General features: G+C 68.7%; 18 protein-coding genes and 1 pseudogene. 7 read left to right on the forward strand and 12 right to left on the reverse strand.

Features of this window, described 5'->3' with window-relative positions; all coding sequences use genetic code 11:
- Positions 1-177: 177 nt before the first annotated feature.
- Together APZ15_RS16910 and dnaE are read right to left on the reverse strand one after the other, a co-directional pair.
- The gene (locus APZ15_RS16910) at positions 178-1,266 is read right to left on the reverse strand and encodes a glycosyltransferase family 9 protein (protein WP_027786820.1); all 1,089 of its coding nucleotides are present in this window, start codon (positions 1,264-1,266) and stop codon (positions 178-180) included.
- 306 nt (positions 1,267-1,572) lie between these two features.
- Positions 1,573-5,106 carry a DNA polymerase III subunit alpha gene (dnaE, locus tag APZ15_RS16915; protein WP_027786819.1) on the reverse strand — a complete coding sequence of 1,178 codons (3,534 nt, stop codon included), beginning with the start codon at positions 5,104-5,106 and terminating at the stop codon, positions 1,573-1,575.
- A 216-nt stretch (positions 5,107-5,322) separates the two neighbouring features.
- Between dnaE and APZ15_RS16920 the strand changes: the two genes are divergently transcribed.
- Positions 5,323-6,177, forward strand: coding sequence for a sulfurtransferase (locus APZ15_RS16920; RefSeq protein WP_027786818.1), 855 nt, complete (start codon positions 5,323-5,325; stop codon positions 6,175-6,177).
- 22 nt (positions 6,178-6,199) lie between these two features.
- Complete coding sequence (gene gluQRS / locus APZ15_RS16925; protein WP_027786817.1) at positions 6,200-7,093, forward strand: tRNA glutamyl-Q(34) synthetase GluQRS; 894 nt, start codon at positions 6,200-6,202, stop codon at positions 7,091-7,093.
- Between the two features lie 300 nt (positions 7,094-7,393).
- On the opposite strand, the gene APZ15_RS16935 is transcribed toward gluQRS, so the two are convergent.
- The 4 genes from APZ15_RS16935 to purT all read right to left on the reverse strand — a co-directional run bounded on the left by APZ15_RS16935 (position 7,394) and on the right by purT (position 11,329).
- Positions 7,394-8,884 carry a DEAD/DEAH box helicase gene (locus tag APZ15_RS16935; protein WP_027786815.1) on the reverse strand — a complete coding sequence of 497 codons (1,491 nt, stop codon included), beginning with the start codon at positions 8,882-8,884 and terminating at the stop codon, positions 7,394-7,396.
- A 564-nt stretch (positions 8,885-9,448) separates the two neighbouring features.
- Positions 9,449-9,829 (reverse strand): MliC family protein, encoded by a 381-nt coding sequence (locus APZ15_RS16940; RefSeq protein ID WP_021161266.1) that lies wholly within the window; start codon positions 9,827-9,829, stop codon positions 9,449-9,451.
- A gap of 81 nt (positions 9,830-9,910) precedes the next feature.
- On the reverse strand, positions 9,911-10,096 hold the full coding sequence (locus tag APZ15_RS16945) for a DUF6726 family protein (protein ID WP_027786814.1): 186 nt from the start codon (positions 10,094-10,096) through the stop codon (positions 9,911-9,913).
- A gap of 18 nt (positions 10,097-10,114) precedes the next feature.
- Entirely contained in the window at positions 10,115-11,329 is a 1,215-nt protein-coding gene (gene purT, locus APZ15_RS16950) for a formate-dependent phosphoribosylglycinamide formyltransferase (RefSeq protein ID WP_027786813.1), read from the reverse strand.
- A gap of 213 nt (positions 11,330-11,542) precedes the next feature.
- Here purT and APZ15_RS16955 point away from each other — a divergent pair, with 213 nt between their 5' ends.
- Positions 11,543-12,088, forward strand: a complete 546-nt coding sequence (locus tag APZ15_RS16955) for an META domain-containing protein (protein WP_027786812.1) — start codon at positions 11,543-11,545, stop codon at positions 12,086-12,088.
- Between the two features lie 172 nt (positions 12,089-12,260).
- On the opposite strand, the gene APZ15_RS42570 is transcribed toward APZ15_RS16955, so the two are convergent.
- The 3 genes from APZ15_RS42570 to APZ15_RS42690 form a co-directional block, all read right to left on the reverse strand.
- A complete protein-coding gene (locus APZ15_RS42570) occupies positions 12,261-12,956 on the reverse strand; it encodes a hypothetical protein (RefSeq protein ID WP_049117168.1) in 696 nt (231 codons plus the stop codon).
- A gap of 282 nt (positions 12,957-13,238) precedes the next feature.
- The gene (locus APZ15_RS42575) at positions 13,239-13,586 is read right to left on the reverse strand and encodes a hypothetical protein (protein ID WP_053088491.1); all 348 of its coding nucleotides are present in this window, start codon (positions 13,584-13,586) and stop codon (positions 13,239-13,241) included.
- 114 nt (positions 13,587-13,700) lie between these two features.
- Complete coding sequence (locus APZ15_RS42690; protein WP_138976508.1) at positions 13,701-13,952, reverse strand: hypothetical protein; 252 nt, start codon at positions 13,950-13,952, stop codon at positions 13,701-13,703.
- Positions 13,953-14,303: 351 nt separating this feature from the next.
- Between APZ15_RS42690 and APZ15_RS42695 the strand changes: the two genes are divergently transcribed.
- A complete protein-coding gene (locus tag APZ15_RS42695; RefSeq protein ID WP_138976509.1) occupies positions 14,304-15,128 on the forward strand; it encodes a hypothetical protein in 825 nt (274 codons plus the stop codon).
- Between the two features lie 15 nt (positions 15,129-15,143).
- Here the strand turns inward: APZ15_RS42695 and APZ15_RS42700 are convergent, their stop codons facing one another.
- Entirely contained in the window at positions 15,144-15,590 is a 447-nt protein-coding gene (locus APZ15_RS42700) for a hypothetical protein (RefSeq protein ID WP_254696079.1), read from the reverse strand.
- Positions 15,591-15,714: 124 nt separating this feature from the next.
- Between APZ15_RS42700 and APZ15_RS42705 the strand changes: the two are divergent.
- Positions 15,715-17,346, forward strand: a pseudogene (locus APZ15_RS42705) (DNA translocase FtsK); the annotation flags it as partial.
- Positions 17,347-17,440: 94 nt separating this feature from the next.
- Here APZ15_RS42705 and APZ15_RS16965 read toward each other — a convergent pair.
- The gene (locus tag APZ15_RS16965; protein WP_027786811.1) at positions 17,441-18,685 is read right to left on the reverse strand and encodes a lactonase family protein; all 1,245 of its coding nucleotides are present in this window, start codon (positions 18,683-18,685) and stop codon (positions 17,441-17,443) included.
- A gap of 166 nt (positions 18,686-18,851) precedes the next feature.
- On the opposite strand from APZ15_RS16965, the gene APZ15_RS16970 reads away from it, so the two are divergent.
- Together APZ15_RS16970 and APZ15_RS16975 are read left to right on the forward strand one after the other, a co-directional pair.
- Entirely contained in the window at positions 18,852-20,681 is a 1,830-nt protein-coding gene (locus tag APZ15_RS16970) for a glycoside hydrolase family 15 protein (protein ID WP_027786810.1), read from the forward strand.
- A gap of 211 nt (positions 20,682-20,892) precedes the next feature.
- Entirely contained in the window at positions 20,893-22,371 is a 1,479-nt protein-coding gene (locus APZ15_RS16975; RefSeq protein ID WP_027786809.1) for a polyhydroxyalkanoate depolymerase, read from the forward strand.
- A gap of 87 nt (positions 22,372-22,458) precedes the next feature.
- Here APZ15_RS16975 and APZ15_RS16980 read toward each other — a convergent pair whose 3' ends face one another.
- The gene (locus APZ15_RS16980; RefSeq protein WP_021161256.1) at positions 22,459-23,091 is read right to left on the reverse strand and encodes a TetR/AcrR family transcriptional regulator; all 633 of its coding nucleotides are present in this window, start codon (positions 23,089-23,091) and stop codon (positions 22,459-22,461) included.
- Between the last annotated feature and the right edge of the window lie 74 nt (positions 23,092-23,165).

Consider the following 23,165-nt stretch of genomic DNA (forward strand, 5'->3'; position numbering starts at 1 on the left):
GGCTGAACAAGGCTGGCAATGTACAGGATTTTGCAGCAGCCGGCGCGGCCTGGCGAATCGGCCGCGCGGCGGCCCTGATACGGCCCTGCTCATGGAGGGATGCCCGGCAGGCGCATCGCGCACCGCGCGCCGGTGCCGGGCCGGCGCCGCACGCGGAGGCTTGTGACGCCCGTGACGCTACGAGGCCGCCAGGATCACCGGCGTCGCAACAACGGCAGCCGGCCGCGGGTGGGCTGCGTCGGCCAGCGGTTCGTCGCGATGGGTGGCCTGCGGCAGCAGATGACGCACCGCGCGCTCGACCGCGTCGACACCGATCGCGTCGACGGTCGCGCCGGCGCGCAGGATCACGTGCGGCACACCGAGCGGATGCCAGCGCAGGTATTTCTCGGGACGATCCTCGAACAGCGCGGCGACGGGCACGCCGAGCGCCGACGCGAGGTGCACGGGGGCGCTGTCGGCCGAGACGACCGCATCGAGCAGGCTCGCGGCCGCCACGAGCTCGGCGACCGACGAAGGCGCGACATGGCGGGCGCTCACGTCGCGCCACGAGTCGTCCTCGGGCGCATGGCCCACGGCCGGGTCGCGAAACACGATCACGTCGACGCTCGGCGCAAGCCGCTCGGCAAGGTCGTGCCAGCGATCCGCGGGCCAGCGGCGCTCGGCCGCCTTGTTCGTCACGAACAGCCCGACCCGCGGCTTCGTGCGCGCACCGAGCAGCCGATGCCACGCGTCCTGCAGCGCGCGGTCGGGATGGACCGACAACTCGAGACGGTCGAGATCGGCGCGGCCGAGCTCGGGCACGAGCCGGAAACCCGACAGTGCCTCGTGGCACATCGGCCGCTGCGCGACATGCTCGGGCTTGCGATCGTCGAATTCGGTCTCGGCATCGTGCCAGCGGCAATCCTTCGCGCCGATCTGGCGCGCGAACTGCATGCTGCTGCGATGCATGCCGCCGTTCGGCACGACCACGAGGTCGAACCGCAAGCGGCGCAGACGGCGCACGAGCCGCAGCCGGTCGAAGAACGCACGCATCCGCCCGGGACGGTCGTTGCGTTCGCATTGGCGGCTGTACACGTAGGTGTGGATCATGTCCACGTCCGGGTTTCCGGCCAGCGCGGCCGCGTTGTAGCGGTTCGCGACCACATGCAGTTCCGCGCCGGGCCAGCGCTCCTTCAGCGCACCGAGAAACGCCGTCGTGCACAGCATGTCGCCCAAAAAATCGATCCGGATCACGAGGATCCGCTGCGGCGGGTTCCCATTGGCCATGGTCATGTGGTGACTGTCAGTTCATTGTTGTCGCGACGGGCCATTTCCCCGCATCCGGTTCCGGGACGGCCTTGTCGCATATCGCCGCTCGCCGCACGGATCCGCCCCCGTTCATGCGCGCGATACCGGCGCCACCCGCCGGACGAGCGGCGATCGGCGCCGCGTTCGTGCGGCCAGCGCCGGATTGTATAGCGTCCGGATGGCCAGCCCAAGACCCGCTTGCGTGAACATGCAAAACGGCCCGCCGCACCGCACGATGGCGATGCGGCGGGCCGCGTGGCGCAACAGCCTTCGGCTGAAGCGCGGTCAGTACGTGATTTCGACGACGCTGCCGTCGAACGCCGCACGCAGCTCCGCGAGCAGCACGTCGCTCGGCTTCACGCGCCATGCGTCGCCGAGGCGCATTTCGCCTTGCGCCCGCGCGTTGCTGTAGTGAACCTGCACCGCGAGCCCGTTCGGCAGCGGCGCCTGCGGACGGCGGCCGCCGTCGCGCCCGCCGCCGCGCGGTGCAGGCGCCTCGACCGCAGCCGTGGCCGCGGGATCGTCCTTCGACACGTGCGGCTCGAGCACGCGGCGCAGCGCGGCCGCGTCGGCGTTGCCGTTCATCGTCAGCCGCACGGCCTGCGCATAACGGCTGCGCGCGCGTTCGAGATCCATCACCGTGTCGGCCGTGAAGCGGATGCCGCCCGTGAACGCATCGTTGCGCGCCTGCCCCTGCACGATCAGCAGTTCGTCTTCCTTGAACAGCGCCTTGTTTGCCTCGAACTGCTCGTTGAAGATCGTGATCTCGCACTGGCCCGAGCCGTCGTCGAGCAGCGCGATCAGCATCTTGCCGCGCTGGGTCATCTGCGTGCGCAGCGAAGCGATGATGCCGGCCACGAGCTTGTCGCGCCCTTCCTTCAGGTCGCCGACCTTCTGCCGCACGAAACGGCGCACCTCGTCGCGATACGCGTCGAACAGGTGGCCGGACAGGTAGAAGCCGAGCGCACCCTTTTCTTCCTGCAGGCGGCGCTTGTCGTCCCACGCGGGCTCGTCGACGAGCGCATGCGCGTGCGGCGATTCGGCGCCCATGTCGAACAGGCCGGCCTGCATCGCGTTCGCCTCGGCCTGGTCGGCCGCTTCCATCGCCAGCGGCACCGACGCGATCAGCTGGGCACGGTTCGTATTCAGCGAATCGAATGCACCGGCGCGGATCAGCGCCTCGACCGTGCGGCGGTTGACGACGCGCCGGTCGATCCGCTCGCAGAAGTCGAACAGGTCGGTGAATGGCTTTTCCTCGCGGGCGCGCAGGATTTCCTCGATCGCGTTCTGGCCGCTGCCCTTCACGGCGCCGAGGCCGTAGCGGATCGTGCGCGAGCGCTTGCCGTCGGCTTCCGCGACCGGCTCGAAGCGGTAATGCGACTGGTTGATGTCGGGCGGCAGCACGGCGAGGTTGTTCACGATGCAATCGTCGAACAGGATCTTCACCTTGTCGGTGTCGTCCATCGCGAGCGTCATGTTGGCCGCCATGAATTCGGCCGGATGGTGCGCCTTCAGCCACGCGGTGTGATACGCGAGCAGTGCGTAGGCAGCCGCGTGCGACTTGTTGAAGCCGTAGCCCGCGAACTTCTCCATCAAGTCGAAGATCTCGTCGGACTTCTCGCGCGTGAGGCCGTTCTTCGCCGCACCCTCGGCGAAGATCTCGCGATGCTTGGCCATCTCCTCGGGCTTCTTCTTGCCCATCGCGCGACGCAGCAAGTCCGCGCCGCCGAGCGAGTAGCCGCCGATGATCTGCGCCATCTGCATCACCTGCTCCTGATAGACCATGATGCCGTAGGTCTCTTTCAGGACGGGTTCGACGCGCGGATCCGGATAGTCGACCTTCTCGCGGCCGTGCTTCCGTGCGCAGAAGCTCGGGATCAGGTCCATCGGGCCCGGACGGTACAACGACACGAGCGCGATGATGTCCTCGAAGCGGTCGGGCTGCGCATCCTTCAGCATGCCCTGCATCCCGCGGCTTTCCAGCTGGAACACGGCGACCGTGTTGGCCTTCTTCAGGATCTGGAACGAGGCGGGATCGTCGAGCGGCACCTGCGCGAGCGACCAGTCGGACTTCGACGGATCGAGGCGGCGGATGTAGCGCTCGGCCCAGTCGAGGATCGTCAGCGTCGTGAGACCCAGAAAGTCGAACTTCACGAGGCCGACGGCTTCGACGTCGTCCTTGTCGTACTGGCTGACCACGCCGCCGTCGTCGCCCTGCGTGTACAGCGGGCAGAAATCGGTCAGCTTGCCGGGCGCGATCAGCACGCCGCCCGCGTGCATCCCGACGTTACGCGTGAGGCCCTCGACGCGCTGCGCGAGGTCGAGCAACTGGTGCACTTCGTCCTCGTGGTCGTAGCGCTCCTGAAGCTGCGGCTCCTCCTTCATCGCGTCGGCGATCGTCACGTGCTTGCCCGGCTTGAACGGGATCAGCTTCGCGATGCCGTCGGTGAACATGTAGCCGAGGTCGAGCACGCGGCCGATGTCGCGCACGGCCGCCTTCGCGGCCATCGTGCCGAAGGTGGCGATCTGCGACACGGCGTCCGCGCCGTATTTTTCCTTCACGTACTGGATCACGCGATCGCGGCCGTGCTGGCAGAAGTCGATGTCGAAGTCGGGCATCGACACGCGTTCCGGGTTCAGGAAACGCTCGAACAGCAGGTTGTAGCGCAGCGGGTCGAGATCGGTAATGCCGAGCGCGTACGCGACCAGCGAACCGGCGCCCGAGCCGCGGCCCGGGCCGACCGGCACGCCGTTGTTCTTCGCCCAGTTGATGAAGTCCGCGACGATCAGGAAGTAGCCGGGAAAGCCCATCTTCGTGATGGTCCCGCATTCGAATTCGAGGCGCTTGTAGTACGTGTCGCGCTGCGCGTCGCGTTCGGCTTCGGCCGGATACAGCTGCGCGAGACGCGTCTCGAGCCCTTCCTTCGACAGCTGGACGAGGTAGTCGTCGAGCGACATGCCGTCCGGCGTCGGGAACAGCGGCAGCTTCGGCTTGCCGAGCTCGAGCTTCAGGTTGCAGCGCTTCGCGATCTCGACCGTGTTCGCGATCGCCGACGGCAGGTCGGCGAACAGCGCGGCCATGTCGTCCTGCGTGCGGAAATACTGGTCGGTCGTGAAACGCTTCTGGCGCCGCGGATTCGCGAGGATGTCGCCTTCCGAGATACACACGCGCGCCTCGTGCGCGGTGAAATCGTCGTCGGTCATGAACTGCGTCGGGTGCGTCGCGACGACCGGCAGCTTCAGCGCCGCGGCGAGCGTCGCGGCCTGCTGGATGTACGCCTCGGCGCCCGGCTGGCCGTAACGCTGCAGCTCGATGTAGAAGCCGCCCGGGAACACCTTCGCCCAGCGCTCGGCGTGACGGCGCGCGGCTTCTTCGTTGCCCGCGGCAAACGCGAGCCCGATATCGCCCTGTTGCGCGCCCGACAGCGCGAGGAGCCCCTGCGCGAGCTCGCCGTCGAGCCAGCTCGCGTCGAGTTCCGCACGGCCGCGGTACTGGTTCGTGAGCCACGCCTTCGACAGCAGCTCGCAGAGATTCAGGTAGCCGACCTTGTCCTTGACGAGCAGCAGCAGCCGCGACGGCTTGTCGCGGTCGTCGGGATTGGCGATCCAGACGTCGCAGCCGGCGATCGGCTTGATGCCCTTGCCGCGGGCTTCCTGGTAGAAACGGACGAGGCCGAATGCGTTGCCGAGATCGGTGAGCGCGAGCGCGCCCTGACCGTCCGCGGCCGCCGCCTTGACGATGTCGTCAATGCGCACGATGCCGTCGGCAATCGAGAATTCGGAGTGAACGCGAAGATGGACGAAGCGGGGATCTGACATGGGCGCTATTGTAGCCGCCCCGCCGCGCAGGCTGCCCAAAAAATGCCCGCTTTGGCCGTTCGGCCGATGCGCGCGGCGACGCGTCGCGCGGTTGGCCGATCGGCCAGGTACCGATGCCCGCGCCGTTTGCGGGATAATACGGTTTTTCGAATCAACGCCCCGGCTTCGCACCCTTTTTTGCGGGCCGCCGTGCGGCCGTTTTCCCGTCGGACCATCATGACCATCGTCAACCTCGCCGCCTACCACTTCGTGTCGCTCGACGCGACCGAGCAATGGCGCCCGCTCGTCACCGCCCGCTGCAACGAACTCGGCCTGCGCGGCACGATCCTGCTCGCGCCGGAAGGCATCAACCTGTTCATCGCCGGCACGCGTGACGCCGCCGACGCATTCATCGCGTACATCCGTCACGATCCGCTGTTCGAGGGCAAGTTCGCGTCGCTGCAGTTCAAGGAAAGCCTGTCCGATTCGCAGCCGTTCCGCCGGATGCTCGTGCGCCTGAAGCGCGAGATCATCACGATGAAGAAACCGGCGATCAAGCCGGAACTCGGCCGCGCGCCGTTCGTCGACGCGCGCACGCTGAAGACGTGGCTCGACCGCGGCCACGACGACACGGGCCGCCCGGTCGTGATGCTCGACACGCGCAATGCATTCGAAGTCGACGTCGGCACGTTCGACAACGCACTCGACTACCGGATCGACAAGTTCAGCGAATTCCCGGAAGTGATCGACGCGAACCGCGCCGACCTCGAAGGCAAGACGGTCGTGTCGTTCTGCACGGGCGGCATCCGCTGCGAGAAGGCCGCGATCCACATGAAGGACATCGGCATCGAGAACGTGTACCAGCTCGAAGGCGGGATCCTGAAATACTTCGAGGAAGTCGGCGGCGCGCACTATCACGGCGACTGCTTCGTGTTCGACTACCGCACCGCGCTGAATCCGCAACTCCAGCCCACCGAGAACGTCACGTGCTTCGCGTGCCGCGCGGTCGTCACGCCGGAAGCACAACAGTCGCCGAGCTACGTGCCCGGCCAGTCGTGCCCGGCCTGCGCACCGGCAGCCAGCGCAGCCTGACCGCGCGCCGCCCCGCGCCCCGATGAGCGCCTATCGCGGCCGCTTCGCGCCGTCGCCCACCGGCCCGCTGCACTTCGGCTCGCTGGTCGGCGCGCTCGCGAGCTGGCTCGACGCGCGCGCGCACGGCGGCGCATGGCTCGTGCGCATCGAGGATCTCGACGGCCCGCGCACGGTCCCCGGCGCGGCCGACGACATCCTCGCGACGCTCGCGCATTTCGGCATGACGCCCGACGAGCCGCCCGTCTGGCAAAGCACCCGCGACGCAGCCTATACGGCCGCGCTCGAACGGCTCGTCTCGGCCGGGCTCGTCTATCCGTGCGGCTGCACGCGCAAGGAAATCGCCGACTCGCTGCGCGCCGCGCACGAGCGCCACACGACGCTCGCCTATCCGGGCACCTGCCGCACCGGCCTGCACGGCAAGCCCGCGCGCGCGTGGCGGCTGCGCGTGCCGGACGGCGCCGCCGCGATCGTCACGTTCGACGATCGCTGGCAGCACGCGCAAACGCAGAACCTCGCGACCGAAGTCGGCGATTTCGTGCTGAAACGCGCGGACGGGCAATGGGCGTATCAGCTCGCGGTCGTCGTCGACGATGCCGATGCAGGCATCACGCACGTCGTGCGGGGCGCCGACCTGCTCGACTCGACCGCGCGCCAGATCTACCTGCAGCACTGCCTCGGCGTGCCGACCCCGCGATACCTGCACGTGCCCGTGGTGGTCGACGCGAACGGCGAAAAGCTCAGCAAGCAGACGGGCGCGACCGCGCTCGAACGCGACGATCCGCTGCCGGCACTGCAGGCTGCGGCCGCGCATCTGGGCCTCGCGCCGGACGGCGCGCTCGCAGGCACGACTCTCGATGCGTTCTACGCAGCCGCAACGGCCGCGTGGGCGACGCGCTTCGCGCCGCAGGCCGGCTGACGCGCGGTTTTGCGCTGGTTTTGCGCTGGTTTCGGCTGGTTTCGGCCGGTTTCGGCCGGTTTCGCGCCGGTTTCGCGCCGGTTTCGTGCCGGTTTCGTGCCGGTTTCGTGCCGGTTTCGTGCCGGTTTCGTGCCGATCGCGCGCCCGCCGGGTGCCGCTTGCATCGCTCTCCGCCGGCGCCAAGCGCCCTCTTCCGCTCCACCATTGAACCGCGCCCCCAATGAAAAACGGGCACATGCTCATCGCATGCACCCGCTTTTCCCGCAGCGCTCGCGCGCCGCGCCGTCGCGTCCGCCAGGCTTACGCCGACGGCTTGCGCGGCATCCCGAACCCGCCGAGCAGCGCGGCGACCTGACGCTTCGGCCCCTTCTTCTCGGGCTGCTGCGCAGGCTGCGCGTCGTCCCGCTGCTTCGCGGGCGCCGACGGCTCGTACGGCTTCAGGAAGAAATCGTCGACCGGCGTTTCGTGGCGACGGTGATGACCGCGCTCGGAGCTGCCCGGGCGGCGTCCCGACGCACCGCGATGTTCGTCGCGTTCGCGACGCCCGCCCCGTTCGCCGCCGCGCTCGCTGTTGCGATCGCCGCCGCGGTCGTTGCCGCGCTCGTCGTGACGATGGCGCGCCGGCTTGTCGAGCGTGAGCGTCTGCATTTCGAGCGGACGCTTGATCAGCTTCTCGATATCGGCGAGCTGCTTGCGCTCGTTCGGGCTGCACAGCGACAGCGCGTCGCCCGTCGCACCCGCACGGCCGGTACGGCCGATCCGGTGCACGTAGTCTTCCGCGCTGAACGGCAGGTCGAAGTTGATCACGGCGGGCAACTCGGCGATGTCGAGGCCGCGCGCGGCCACGTCGGTCGCAACCAGCGCCTCGATCTCGCCGCGCTTGAACGCGTCGAGCGCCTGCATCCGCTCGATCTGCGTCTTGTCACCGTGGATCGCCGACGCGACCACGCCGTCGCGCTCGAGATTGCGCGCCAGCCGGCTTGCGCCGATCTTGCTGTTGCAGAACACGATCACCTGCTTGAGCCCGCGATCGCGCAACAGCTGCACGACGGCCGCCTGCTTGTCGCCTTCGGCGACGTCGTAGACGATCTGCGTGACGTTCGCGTTCGTCGAGTTGCTGCGCGCGACTTCGATCGTCTGCGGGTTGCGCAGGTAGGTCGACGCGAGCTTCTTGATTTCCGGCGAGAAAGTGGCCGAGAACAGCAGCGTTTGACGCTCCTTCGGCAGCAGGTTCAGGATGCGCTGCAGATCGGGCAGGAAGCCCATGTCGAGCATCCGGTCGGCTTCGTCGAGCACGAGGATCTGCACCTGGCCGAGATTCGCCGTCTTTTGCTGCACGTGGTCGAGCAGGCGGCCCGGCGTCGCGATCAGGATCTCGACGCCGCGGCGCAGTTCGGCCATCTGCGGGTTCATGTCGACGCCGCCGAACACGACCGCGCTGCGCAGCGGCGTGTGCTTCGCATACGCGTGCACGTTCGCGGCGACCTGGTCGGCGAGTTCGCGGGTCGGCGTGAGGATCAGCGCGCGCACCGGGTGGCGCGCCGGTGACGCGCTCGTGTTGGCCTGCGGCAGCAGCCGCTGGATGATCGGCAGCGAGAAGCTCGCGGTCTTGCCGGTGCCCGTTTGCGCGGCGCCCATGACGTCGCGGCCGGCGAGCACGACCGGAATGGCCTGCGCCTGGATCGGCGTCGGCGTCGTATAGCCCTGCTCCGCAATGGCTTTCAGGATATCGGCGGCAAGGCCGAATTGATCGAAGGTTGCGTCGACGGGCTTGGCGACAGAATCGGACATGGTGGCGTTTCGCTCAAAAGGCGCGGCGGGGACATCGTGCGTCAGGCCAGCCGGGCCTGCGCTCATCACAATTCGGAAATAGACGGAGCCGCGGCGCGCCGCGCGGCGCCGCTCTGGCGCTTGGGACCGGTTCAATGCGAACGCTGGACGCCAGGCCGTGCGGACTCCGTTCGGCGCGAATGCCGGCGGAAAGGGGCGTATTGTAGCACTGCGCAGCCATCTGTCCGTGACAACGCCGCGAACGGCCCCAACGGCGGTACGCGCGACGGGCCCGGGCAGGCCCGCGCGGTCGACGAATGCCCCGATCGGGCTATCCCGATCGGTCGACGGATAATTTCAGGGGTCAGATTCCGGATCGTCTTGCCGGATCGTCTTGCCGGATCGTCTTGCCGGATCGTCTTGCCGGATCGTCTTGCCGGATCGTCTTGCCGGATCGTCTTGCCGGATCGTCTTGCCGGATCGTCTTGCCGGATCGCCCGCCGCCGGCCCGCGTGGCAGGCAGTCACGTCGGAAGCCTGCCGCCGGCTGCCACCGCCAGGCACGATCCACGTTCCCGCCCGTCGCTCAGCCCTTCTTCTTTTTCTTCTCGACCTGGACGCAGTCGCCCAGCAGCGGCGGCGCATTCTGGTCGGCGATCTCGTCGCGCAGCGTCGCTTCCTTGCCCTTCGTCCACCACGTATAGCGGCCGGCCTGATAGCGCGCGCCGGACGCCGACACGGTGTCGACGAACAGCATCTGCTTCCCGTTGACCGGCACGAGCGCGAAGCTCTGGCCGTTGCCCGCGAGCCAGTACGACACGCGCACGGGCTGTTTCTGGTTCGCGCACTGGTAGACGGCGAACTGGCGCGAATCGGCGTCGATCTCTTCGACGGTCAGTTGCGCGGCATGCGCGACGGAAACGGCGGTGCCGGCGAGCGCGAGCGCGGCGAGCGTTTGGCGAATCATGCAGGTCCTCTCACGAGACGGGTGGAAACGCGCCCTCGCGGGGCGCGCAATTATTGTTGGCGATCGCGTCGTATAGCGCGATCAGGGATCGATGACGTCGGCACACGCGTCGGTCGGCGCGGCCGCGAGATGGCCGACGAGCGGCACGATCTTGAGCCCGGCCGAGGCCACCCGGCACGGCGCGGCCGCGACGCCGCAACCCGCGAGACTCGCGACCAGCGCCAGTGCGGCGCCCAGCTTTCCGATACGCAGCCACCTTGGCGTCATCGTCCTCTCCTGGTTACGTCAGCGCGCCGACACGGGCCGGACGGCCGCGGCGGCACGCTTCGCGCGTTCGCGGGCTTCGTCGACGGTCGCGCCGGTCGCCAGCGCGACGCCCATGCGCCGCTTCGCAAAACTTTCCGGCTTACCGAACAGGCGCAGGTCGGCGCCCGGCACCGCAAGCGCGTCGCGCACGCCTTCGAACGCGATGCCGCGCTCGTCGAGGCCGCCGTAGATCACGGCCGACGCGGCCGGCGAACCGAGCGTCGGATCGACCGGCAGCCCGAGAATCGCACGCGCGTGCAGCTCGAACTCGGACTGGCGCTGCGACGCGAGCGTGACGAGGCCCGTATCGTGCGGCCGCGGGCTCACCTCGGAGAACCACACGTCGTCGCCGCGCACGAACAGCTCGACGCCGAACAGCCCGCGCCCGCCGAGTGCCTCGGTGACCTTGTGCGCGATCTCGCGCGACTTCTCGAGCGCCGCCGCGCTCATCGGCTGCGGCTGCCACGACTCGACGTAGTCGCCCGCCACCTGCACGTGGCCGACCGGCTCGCAGAAATAGGTGCGCGTGGCGTCCGTCGCCGGATCGATCGCGCGCACGGTGAGCTGCGTGATCTCGTAGTCGAAATCGATGAAGCCTTCGACGATCACGCGGCCGTGGTTCACGCGCCCGCCCGCCATCGCGTAGTCCCACGCCGGCTTCACATCGGCTTCGGTCTTCACGACCGACTGCCCCTTGCCCGACGACGACATCACGGGTTTCACGACGCACGGCATGCCGATCTTCGCGACGGCCGCGCTGAACGCTTCGAACGAATCCGCGAACGCATACGGGGACGTCGGCAGACCGAGCTCCTCGGCCGCGAGCCGGCGGATCCCTTCGCGGTTCATCGTGAGCTGCGTCGCGCGCGCGGTCGGGATCACCTCGGCGAGACCGGCCGCCTCGATCGTCGCGAGCGCGTCGGTCGCGATCGCCTCGATCTCGGGCACGATCAGGTGCGGGCGTTCGGCCTCGACGATCGCGCGCAGCGCGGCGGCGTCGGTCATGTCGATCACGTGCGCGCGATGCGCGACCTGATGGCCGGGTGCGTCCGGATAGCGGTCGACCGCGATGACTTCGACACCGAGACGCTGCAACGCGATGATGACTTCCTTGCCGAGCTCGCCGGCGCCGAGCAGCATGACGCGCGTGGCCGAGGATGAGAGCGGCGTACCGAGCCGCTGACCGATCTGCATGTGATTACCCGCTTCTGGTGGAGGACGAAAACGGCTCCGATGTTAACACGCGCCACGACACCGGTTTGGCGCGTTTCGCCGTGCCGCCGCCCCGCGTCGGGCCGCTCGCGAGCGGGCTGCGAACGTTTTCACGCGCGAAGTGTCGGCTCGCCTGCCGCGGGGCGGGTGCGTTACTCTTACGCCTTGATCAGAATCCGATGAGGAACGAGGCTCATGTCCCACCTGTCCGCGGCCGCACGCGCACGCACCGGCCTGCTTCGCCCGTTGCGCGCGCCGCTCTGCGCGTTGACGCTTGCCACGCTTCTCGCCGCCTGCGCGATGCCGACCCACCCCGATTCCGCCGCCCCCGCGCCCGACCCGTACAACCCGGCCGCCGTCCAGCTGCTCGACGACACGAGCTGGGAGCTCACCAGCTGGCTGAACGCCGACGGCACGCCGCGCGCGATCCCGCACGGCGACAACGGCGAGCCGATCAAGCTCGCGCTGTCGACCGAGTCGGGCATCCGGCGCGCGAGCGGGTTCTCGGGCTGCAACCGCTACATGGGCACCTACGCGATCAAAAACGGCCTGTTGAGCTTCGGGCCGCTCGCCGGCACGCGGATGGCCTGCCCGAATACGCTCGGCGGCCAGCTCGAACCCGCGTACCTCGACGCACTCGCCCACATCGACAAGACCGGCGTGCAGATGCGCGAGCCGCAGCAGTTGCAGATCGTGACCGCGTCCGGCGCAACGCTGACCTTCACGCACCGGAGCCCCTGATGCAGCACGGCGCGCGCGAAGGCCGACCGACCGCCTTCGCGTGGCGCGCCACGCGCGTGTGCCGCGCACCCACGTGCGCGGCGTGAAGCGGATGCACGCCGCGTTAGAGTCTTGTTCGCCGGCCGGTTAAACTCGGCGGGTCGCGCCCCGCGCGCCCCTCCCCACTCCTGTTTCAAAGCATGCACACGGTTGTCTTCGGCTGGTTCGGCATCTCCGCCGTCTGGTTCCTCCTTCTCTTCTGGCGTCTCGTGCAGGCGATGCTGCCCGGCGGCGGCGGCCTCGCCGGCCGCGGCTCGATCCGTCTGTGGCTCGGCTTCGCCGCGGTGTTCGTGGCCAGCTGCACGCTGACGAGCCCGCTGTCGGGCCCCGACACGAACGCGCTCGGCCATGCGTTCTCGGCAGGCTTCGCCCACGTGCTCGGCCCGATCGGCACGCCGGTCGCGATGGTCGTGCTGTTCTTCGCCGGGCTGCCCTGGTTGACCGGCATCGGCTGGCGACAGTTCGCCGCCTGGGTCGACACGTCGTTCGGCGTCAAGCTGTCGCGCGACGGCGGCGACGACGACGCCCGCGGCATTGCCGACCTGCCGCGCAGCGCGCTGCATCGCGACGACGACGTCGTACAGCCGACCACCGCGCATACCGTCAATTCGATGGCGCCGCGCCAGAACGGCCGGTATTCGCGTCCGACGCTGTGGAAACCCGATCCGCAGGCGCGGCCGAAGCCGCGCAGCAGCGCGCCCCCGCGCCCCCACGTGGAACCCGTCGCGCCGTCGGGCTGGTTGAAGCCGACCACGCCCCAGCGCGCGCCGACGCAGCCCGCACCGATCCCCCCGGCCAGCGCGATGCCGCCGCCGACGACCGGCAGCACCGCCAGCCTGGCGCGCGCAGCAGCGAATTCGCAGGTCCCGCGCCCCGATCCAGCCCCGCTTCCCGTCGGATTCGAACCCGTCCGCCCGCGGCCGACAGCCGCGCGACCGGCCACGGCCGCATTGAAGCCGACTACGCCGCGTACCACGGTCACGCCGCGGCCGGCCGCCGCGCAGCCGCAGCGCCCGCCGGTACGCCCCGTCGCAGGCGCAGGTTCGGCCGGCCAGCCTGCGGATACGGCACGACGTCGTCCGGCGCCGCAAACGCCGGCGCGTGCACCGCTCTATGCATGGACGGAAAAACCCGCCGCGCCGATCGCGCCGGCACCGAGCGTGCACGACACGCTGCGCTCGATCGAGGCCAGCACCGCGCAATGGGCGACGCTGGGCGGTGCGCAGCCGGCCGACGCCGGGCACGCTGCCGCCGCAGCCGCTACCGTGGCCGGTGTGGCCGCGGCAGCGGCCGGCGTTGCGGCGCCGGCATCGGCGGCCGCATCGACCGTGCCGGCCGTGCCGGCCGGGATCGCCGCCGCGACCCACGGCCTCGCCGCGCATGACGCCGCTGTGTCGCTCGCACACGATGCGGCGCCGGCGTACGACGACAACGCACCGATCGTGCTCGACGCGTTCATGCCGGCGGCGCCCGCTGTTCATGCACCGGGTGCCGATGCGGGCACCGTGGCGCTCGACGCGGCCGCCCCGCACGCGCTGCCGAATACCGGCAGCGACGATGCCGCGTTTTCGCATCACGCCGACGACGAGATCCGGTACGCCGACGATGCGCCTGCCGCGCCGACGCCGGGAATCCCGTCCGCACCCTCACCTTCGTTCGACGCGCCCATCGACCTCGCACCGTGGGAAGACCTCGCCAGCCGGCCGGTTTCCGCGTTCGACGCATCCGCGTGGAACCCGGCCGCCGAGTCGTCGACGGACGCGACGGAATCGGAACCGGCCGATGCCGCCGCCGCGCAACCCAGGCGCGAGGCGGCTCGCGACATCGCCGCGAGCAACCTGCCGGCGCCCGTCGATAACGACGACAGGTACACGGTGCAACCGGCTCCCGCAATCGATCACATCGCATCGGCCCGCATGCCGCAGGGCATCGACGATGCGCACGCCGACGTGAAAGCGACAGGGAACATCGCACCGTTCGCGGCCCTCCCCTCTTCGCCGATCACCGAAACGACGTCGCGCGCAAGTGCCGAAGCCAGGCCGTTTGCGGCGGTGTCGGCAACGTCGGGATCGGCCGTGTCGGGTGCAGCACCGGAAGCCGTCAAGGCAGACGCGGCAGAACTTGCGGCACCGCCGGCGGCAAGCGCTCAGGGCTCCGCGCCGGCAGCGGAATGGACTTGGAAACCGTCGACGGCACGATCTGCCCCGACGAATACGACCGCCGCCGTGGAATTGCCGAAATCGTCGGTCGCCGCTCAACCGTTTGCCGCCGCAACGCAGACGGCTTCGGCTGCTGCGTCGCCGCTCGTCGGCACCGCTCAAGGCTTTGCCGCGCAAGCACCTGCATCCGCTTCGGGGACATCGCCTGTCGCCGAGACCGCTTCAACGGATCGCGTGACCGGCACGGCATCCGGTTCGTCTGCTCAGTCGCCTGCGTCGGCATCGACCGCTGCATCAGTCGCGTCGACATCCGCAATCGGCGCAACCGGTGCTGCGTTGGCTTCGCTTTCGCAGCCGGCCGCATCGGCATCGAACGTTGCGTCCGCCCCATCGGCATCCCTGGTCGGCGAAACCGGTGCTGCGTCAGCTTCACTGCCGCAGCCGACCGCATTGGGATCGAACGCTGCATCCGCCCCATCGACATCCCCGGTCAGCGTAACCGTTACTGCGTCGGCTCCGCTTTCGCAGCCGGCCGCATCGGCATCGACCGCTGCATCGGGTGCAACAGCATCCTCAATCGGTGTAACCGGTACTGCGTCGGCTTCACTGCCGCAGCCGTCCGCATTGGCATCGACCGCTACATCCGCCCCATCGACATCCCCGGTCGGCGTAACCGGTACTGCGTCGGCTTCGCTTTCGCAGCCGGCCGCATTGGCACCGACACCTGCATCCGCCCCATCAGCATCCCCGGTCGGCGTAACTGGTACTGCGTCGGCTTCGCCTTCGCAGCCGGCCGCGTCGACATCGACCGTTGCATCGGTTGCGTCGACAGCCCCGGTTAGCGAAACGGGCACGACTTACGGTTCGTTCCCCCGTGCATCGATGCCCACATCGCCCGTCGTGACTCCGTCGACGGCCGGCACGTCGGCTTCGACATCCGGTTCGACCGCGCCCGCACCGGCTGTCGCTGCGATGCCCGTGAACACAGCGTCCGGCTCGCCCGCGCCGGCGCCGGCGCCGGCCAACCCGGCAAGCTCATCGACGGGTACGACATTCGGCACGTTCGGCACCTCCGGCGCGGTCACACCGCAGCCGGCCGCAAGCCTGCCCGTGCCTTCGGCCGTTTCCGACACGACTGCACCGTCGCCCGGCGCCGTCGCACCGATCACGTCCGCCGCAGCGACTCCGGCGCAACCGATCTCCGGCTCGCCCGTCGCTCCGACCGGCTCGCTGCCGTCCTTCGGGACAACCGCCGCGACACCGACTCCGTCGATCGCTTCCGCACCTGCCGCAATCGAAGCCACGACGTTCGCAGTCCCGCCCGCCCCGGCCTCGTCGCCGGCAAGCTGGCACGTGCCGAACGTCGCCGCGACACCGGCAGCCGCTGCCCCGCAACCCGTCACGACATTCCCCGGCGCGAGCCTGTCCGCACCGGCGGCGGTCACGCCCGTACCGGCGATTCCCGCTGCCCTGCCGGCAGAAGCGACCGCCGCCACAACAATCGAACCCGCACCGGCCCCCGACACCCCCGCCCGCCCGCCGCGCCCGAACGCGTTCGAATTCCACGCGCCCGCGACGTTCAACGTCGAACTGCCGACCCTCGACCTGCTCGAACCCGCGTCCGACGACATCGAAACGATCACCGACGAACACCTCGCGCAAACCGCGCAGGTCATCGAACAGCGGCTGCAGGAATTCAAGGTGCCGGTAACGGTGGTCGGCGCATCGGCCGGCCCCGTGATCACGCGCTTCGAGATCGAACCCGCGCTCGGCGTGCGGGGCAGCCAGATCGTCGGGCTGATGAAGGACCTGTCGCGCGGCCTCGGCCTCACGTCGATCCGCGTCGTCGAGACGATTCCCGGCAAGACCTGCATGGGCCTCGAACTGCCGAACGCGAAGCGCCAGATGATCCGCCTGTCGGAAATCCTCGAGTCGCGCCAGTACCAGCACTCGGCCTCGCAACTGACGATCGCGATGGGCAAGGACATCACCGGCCATCCGGTCGTCACCGATCTCGCGAAGGCGCCGCACATGCTCGTCGCGGGCACGACGGGCTCGGGCAAGTCGGTCGCGATCAACGCGATGATCCTGTCGCTGCTGTACAAGGCGACACCCGAGGACGTGCGGCTCATCATGATCGACCCGAAGATGCTGGAGCTGTCGGTCTACGAAGGCATCCCGCACCTGCTCGCGCCGGTCGTCACCGACATGAAGCTCGCGGCCAACGCGCTGAACTGGTGCGTCGGCGAGATGGAGAAGCGCTACCGGCTGATGTCGGCCGTCGGCGTGCGCAACCTCGCGGGCTTCAACCAGAAGATCCGCGATGCCGAAGCGAAGGAAAAGAAGATCGGCAACCCGTTCTCGCTGACGCCCGAGGACCCCGAGCCGCTGTCGACGCTGCCGCTGATCGTCGTCGTGATCGACGAGCTGGCCGACCTGATGATGGTGGCCGGCAAGAAGATCGAGGAACTGATCGCCCGTCTCGCGCAGAAGGCGCGCGCGGCCGGCATCCACCTGATCCTCGCGACGCAGCGCCCGTCCGTCGACGTGATCACGGGCCTGATCAAGGCGAACATCCCGACGCGCGTCGCGTTCCAGGTGTCGTCGAAGATCGACTCGCGCACGATTCTCGACCAGATGGGCGCCGAATCGCTGCTCGGGATGGGCGACATGCTGTTCCTGCCGCCGGGCACCGGTTATCCGCAGCGCGTGCACGGCGCATTCGTCGCCGACGAGGAAGTGCACCGGATCGTCGAGTACCTGAAACAGTTCGGCGAACCGCAGTACGAGGAAGGGATCCTCGACGGCCCGGCCGCCGACGGCGCGACGCAGGACCTGTTCGGCGATGCGCCGGACGCGGAGGCCGATCCGCTGTACGACGAAGCCGTCGCTTTCGTCGTGCGCACGCGGCGCGCGTCGATCTCGTCGGTGCAGCGGCAGTTGCGCATCGGCTATAACCGCGCCGCACGGCTCGTCGAGCAGATGGAGGCGGCCGGGCTGGTGTCGCCGATGGGCATCAACGGCAGCCGCGAGGTGCTCGTGCCGGCCGCGGCCGACTGAGCGCGGCGGCGGCGGCCGTCCACCGATGCGGGCCACCGGGAAACCGGCCGCCCCGTAAAGCAAAGGGCGCTGCATCGGCAGCGCCCTTTGTCATTTACTGCACCGGCACCAGCTTGAAGTCGACCGGCTTGCCGACCGCCACCTTCTGCGGATTCGGGCCCAGTTGCCCCGTTTCCACATTGCGGCTGAACACGTAGAACGTATCGCTGTCTTGGTTGCCGACGATCAGCCACTTGCCGGTCGGGTCGATCAGGAACTCGCGCGGCGTCTTGCCGAGGCTCGACTGGCGGCCGACGGGCTTCAACCGGCCGTCGGCCTGGTTCACCGCGTAGATCACCAGGTCGTTCGCATCGCCGCGGTTGCTCACGTACAGGAAGCGGCCGTCAGGCGACAGGTGGATCGCACCGCCGCCGACCTTGCCCTTGAAGCCCGGCGCGGTCATCGATACGGTCTCGACCGGCGTCAGCTTGCCGTCGTGGTAGCCGAACACCTCGACCGCCGCATTGAGCTCGCTCGTCACGTACGCGTACCGGCCATCGGCGCTGAACACCATGTGACGCGGGCCCGAACCCGCCTTGACCGGCGTGTAGCGCGTGTCGGTCGGGCTGATCAGCCCGCGGCTGCCGTCCACCGTGTACCGGTAGCCGTAGACCTTGTCCGCGCCGAGATCCTGCACGAACAGGTAATGGCCATCCGGCGAAAACACCGTCGAATGCACGTGCGCGCCGTCCTGACGGCCCTTCACGGGCCCCGTGCCCTCGTGGTGCACCGTCAGCACGGCCTGGCCGACCGCGCCGTCGTCGCGCAGCGGAAACACCGCGAAGCTGCCGCCCGGGTCCTTCGCGACCGAGTAATTGGCCGTCACGAGGTACTTGCCGTCCGGCGACAGCGCGAGATAGCAAGGATCGTTCCCTTCCGACGACACGCGGTCGATGAAGCTCAGCGCGCCCGTCTTCGCGTCGAAGCGGAAGGCGCTGACGCCGCCGCGCTGCGACGCCGGCCCGTCGTCGCCGGGCAGTTCGTTGACCGCGTAGACGGTACGACCGTCGCGGCTCGGCAACAGATACGACGGATTCACCGTCTTCGCCGACGACACCGGCGCGACGCTGCCGGTTTTCGTATCGAAGCGGTAAACATAGATCCCGTCGCTGCCGCCGCCCGTGTAGGTGCCCACGAGCAGGTTGTACACGCCGTCGGCCGGAGCGGGCGATTGCTGCGCAAATGCATGGGTCGCGGAAAGGGAGAGCACGATCGCGAAACCTTTCATCCAGTGAGCGAGCCTAAGCGGGAACCCTCGTGTCGAAGCGCGTGCGTCACGCTCGCGTAAACGGTTGGGCATTGAATCCTCCTTGCATCGAGTCGCTTCAAGTGTTGAGATAGGACGAAACGCCGGCCGTTCATGCGCTCCGCCGCCCGGCCGAGTATACGGGGCGCGGCGCCCGCGCGTGAAGCCTTGGCCGCCGCCGTCCGCATTGTGAACTCGAATACCCAAGGATCGCCTGCCCATGCCTGCCCTGATCGAAGACTACGCCCTCGTCGGCGACGGCCACACCGCCGCGCTGGTCGCCAAAGACGGCTCCGTAGACTGGCTGTGCTGGCCCCGCTTCGATTCGGGCGCCTGCTTCGCGGCGCTTCTCGGCACCCCCGAGCACGGCCGCTGGCTGCTCGCGCCGGCCGCCGATGCCGCGATCACGCACACGTCGCGCCGCTATCGCGGCGACACGCTGATTCTCGAAACCGACTACGAAAGCGCCGACGGTGCCGTCACCGTGGTCGACTTCATGCCGCCCGGCAACGGCTGGTCCGAGCTGGTGCGGATCGTCATCGGCCGCCACGGCACGATGAAGATGCGCATGGAGCTCGTGCTGCGCTTCGACTACGGTTTCTCGATTCCGTGGGTCACGCAGCTGACCCGCGAGGACGGCATGAAGGCGATCGCGGGCCCTGACACCGTCGTGCTGCGCACGCCGGTGCCGCTCACCGGCAAAAACCTCCATACGCTCGCGGAATTCACCGTAAACGCCGATGAACGCGTGCCGTTCTCGCTCAGCTATGCGGCGTCGCACATGCGGCTGCCGCCCGCACGCGATCCGCTGTCGATGCTCGCGCGCACCGAGAACTACTGGCTCGAATGGTCGGGCCGCTGCCAGGTGCAGGGCCGCTACGCGGCCGCCGTGCGCCGTTCGCTGATCACGCTGAAGGCGCTGGCGTACGAGCCGACCGGCGGGATCGTCGCGGCGCCGACCACGTCGCTGCCCGAGAAGATCGGCGGCAATCGCAACTGGGACTACCGCTACTGCTGGCTGCGCGACGCGACGATCACGCTGCTCGCGCTGATGCGCGGCGGCTACTACGACGAAGCGCGCGCGTGGCGCACGTGGCTCGGCCGCGTGATGGCGGGCTCGCCCGAACAGATCCAGATCATGTACGGGATCGCCGGCGAACGCCGGCTGCCGGAAATGGAACTCGACTGGCTGCCCGGCTACCAGGACTCGAAGCCGGTGCGCGTGGGCAACGGCGCCGCGAACCAGCTCCAGCTCGACGTGTTCGGCGAGGTGATGGCCGCGCTGCACCTGGCGCGCGTGGGCGGCCTGCAGGCCGACGACACGGTGTGGTCGGTGCAGTGCGCGCTGCTCGACCATCTCGAGAAGATCTGGCAGGAGCCCGACGAAGGCATCTGGGAAACGCGCGGCGGCCGCCGCCATTTCACGTTCTCGAAGGTGATGGCGTGGGTCGCGTTCGACCGCGCGATCAAGTCGGCGGAGATGTTCCGGCTGCCCGGCTCGCTCGACCGCTGGCGCGCGCTGCGCGAGCAGATCCATGCGGACGTGTGCGACAACGCATGGCACGAAAGCAAACGGGCGTTTGCACAGAGCTACGGCAGCGACGAACTCGACGCGAGCGTGCTGCTGATGCCGCTGCTCGGCTTCCTGCCGCCGGAAGATCCGCGCATCGTCGGCACGGTCGAAGCGATCGAGCGGGAGTTGCTGCACGACGGGCTCGTGATGCGCTACCGCACGACCGAATACGACGACGGCCTGCCGCCCGGCGAAGGCACGTTTCTCGCGTGCAGTTTCTGGCTGGTCGACAACTATGCGCTGCTGGGCCGGATCGACGACGCGCACCGCCTGTTCAGCCGGCTGCTCTCGCTGTCGAACGACCTCGGGCTGCTCGCCGAGGAATACGACCCGGTGGCCGGGCGGCTCGTCGGCAATTTCCCGCAGGCGTTCTCGCACGTGGCGCTCGTGCATACCGCGATGAACCTGATGCACCACGAGGACGCGATGGCGCGCGCGGCCGGCCAGCCGGCGCCGGCCGTCGCCACGGGGCGCTGAACGGGGCGCGAGCGGCTTGTTCAGAGAACGTCAAATCGCAAAACTTTGATGAAAAATCGGGGAAATGTTGCATTGCACCACCCATCGTTGTCCGATATGATCGACGCGATTGTCCGGCTGCAGTGCAACATGGCCGGCCGCTGACCCACACGGCACGCCGCGACGCCTCACGCCGCCCTTGCGCACCGTCCCCCACGCGGGAGTAGTCTGCATGCTTTACCAACTGCACGAATTCCAGCGAGCCATGCTGAGCCCGCTGACGGCCTGGGCCCAGGCCGCGTCCAAATCGTTCGCCAATCCGTCCAGCCCGTTCTCGCTGATGCCCGGCGCGCCGCGGATGGCCGCCGCGTACGAGCTGATGTACCGGCTCGGCAAGGATTACGAGAAGCCCGAGTTCAACATTCACCAGATCGTCAAGGACGGCCACAACATCCCGATCGTCGAGCAGACGATCGTCGAGAAGCCGTTCTGCCGGCTGCTGCGCTTCAAGCGCTATTCGGACGACGCCGATGCCGTCACGCAGCTGAAGGACGAGCCGGTCGTGCTGGTCTGCGCGCCGCTGTCGGGCCACCACTCGACGCTGCTGCGCGACACCGTGCGCACGCTGCTGCAGGATCACAAGGTGTACATCACCGACTGGATCGACGCGCGGATGGTGCCGGTCGAGGTCGGCCCGTTCCACCTGCACGACTACATCGCATACATCCAGGAATTCATCCGTCACATCGGCGCGCGCAACCTGCACGTGATCTCGGTGTGCCAGCCGACGGTGCCGGTGCTCGCGGCGATCTCGCTGATGGCGAGCCGCGGCGAGGACACGCCGCTCACGATGACAATGATGGGCGGCCCGATCGATGCGCGCCGCAGCCCGACGTCGGTGAATTCGCTCGCCACGCAGCACTCGACCGCGTGGTTCGAGAACAACGTGATCCACACGGTGCCCGCGAACTACCCGGGCGAAGGCCGCCAGGTGTATCCGGGCTTCCTTCAGCACACGGGTTTCGTCGCGATGAACCCGGAGCGGCACGCACAGTCGCACTGGGATTTCTACCAGAGCCTGCTGCGCGGCGACGAGGAAGACGCCGAAGCGCACCGCCAGTTCTATGACGAATACAACGCGGTGCTCGACATGGCCGCCGAGTATTACCTCGAGACGATCCGCATCGTGTTCCAGGAATTCCGGCTGGCAGAGGGCACGTGGGATGTCGAAGGCGAGCGCGTGCGTCCGCAGGACATCAAGCGTACCGCGCTGATGACGATCGAAGGCGAACTCGACGACATCTCCGGCAGCGGCCAGACGCACGTCGCGCACGAGCTGTGCACGGGCATCCCGCAGGACCAGCGCCGCAGCCTGACCGCCGAGAAGTGCGGTCACTACGGGATTTTCTCGGGCCGCCGCTGGCGCACGATCATCTATCCGCAACTGCGCGACTTCATCCGCGAGCATGCGCCGGAGCCGAAGCACGGCGCGACGAAGGATGCCGCGGATGCGCCGGCGCCCAAGACGCTCTCCGCCGTGCCGGCCAGCCATGCGCCGCTCGAAACGACGCGCGCCACCGCGGCGAAGCGCACGCGCGCGAAGGCCCCCGCCAAGGCAGTCGCAGCGGCGCCGGCCAAGGCCGCACCGGCCGCGAAACGCGCCGCCAGCGGCCCGCGCGTCAAGGCCGTGCGTACGCGCAAGGCCGCCTGACGCACCGCGTTCCGACGAAAAAACGCCGCCGTTGCCTGCGCACGGCGGCGTTTTTGCATCCTTCGACCGCTTCAGCCGGCCGGTGCGTCAGCGACGCAGCAGATACGCGAGCAGCAACTCGGTGTTCATGCGGACCATCTCGGCGCGTTCGTCGGTGTCGGTGAAATCGCGGCCGAGCGTCGCGGCGAGCGTGAAGCGGTTCGACACGATGTAGTAGCCGAGCCCCGACAGCGTCACGTAGAAGCGCAGCGGATCGACGTCGGTGCGGAACAGCCCGGCCTTCTGGCCGCGCGTCAGCACGTTGCCGAGCTTCGCGACGATCGGCGACATCATCTCGCGGATCCGCGTCGACTTGTGCAGGTAGCGCGCTTCGTGCAGGTTCTCGTTGTTGATGAGCCTGAGCAGTTCCGGATGGTCGCGGTAGTAGTCCCAGACGAAATGCGCGAGCCGCGTGACGGCTTCCACCGGCGCGACGCCGTCGAGGTCGAGCACGCGCTCGGCCTCGGTCAGCGCGGAGAACGCGTGTTCGAGCACGGCCGTGAACAGCTGCTCCTTGCTGCCGAAGTAGTAATAGAGCATGCGCTCGTTGGTTTCGGCCCGGCGCGCGATCTGGTCGACGCGCGCGCCGAACAGCCCTCCACTCGCGAACTCTTCGGCTGCCGCCATCAGGATGCGGCGGCGCGTACCTTCAGGATCTCTTTTGATTTTTGGCTGATTCATGGTGGCGTTTTGCTATGTGAGCCGCTTGATCCGGACCGGCACCCCCACCGCCTCGGCGCCGGCCGCCCTGGAAC

Origin of the sequence: Burkholderia cepacia ATCC 25416 (genome assembly GCF_001411495.1) — a bacterium.
Classification (GTDB): Bacteria; Pseudomonadota; Gammaproteobacteria; order Burkholderiales; family Burkholderiaceae; genus Burkholderia; species Burkholderia cepacia.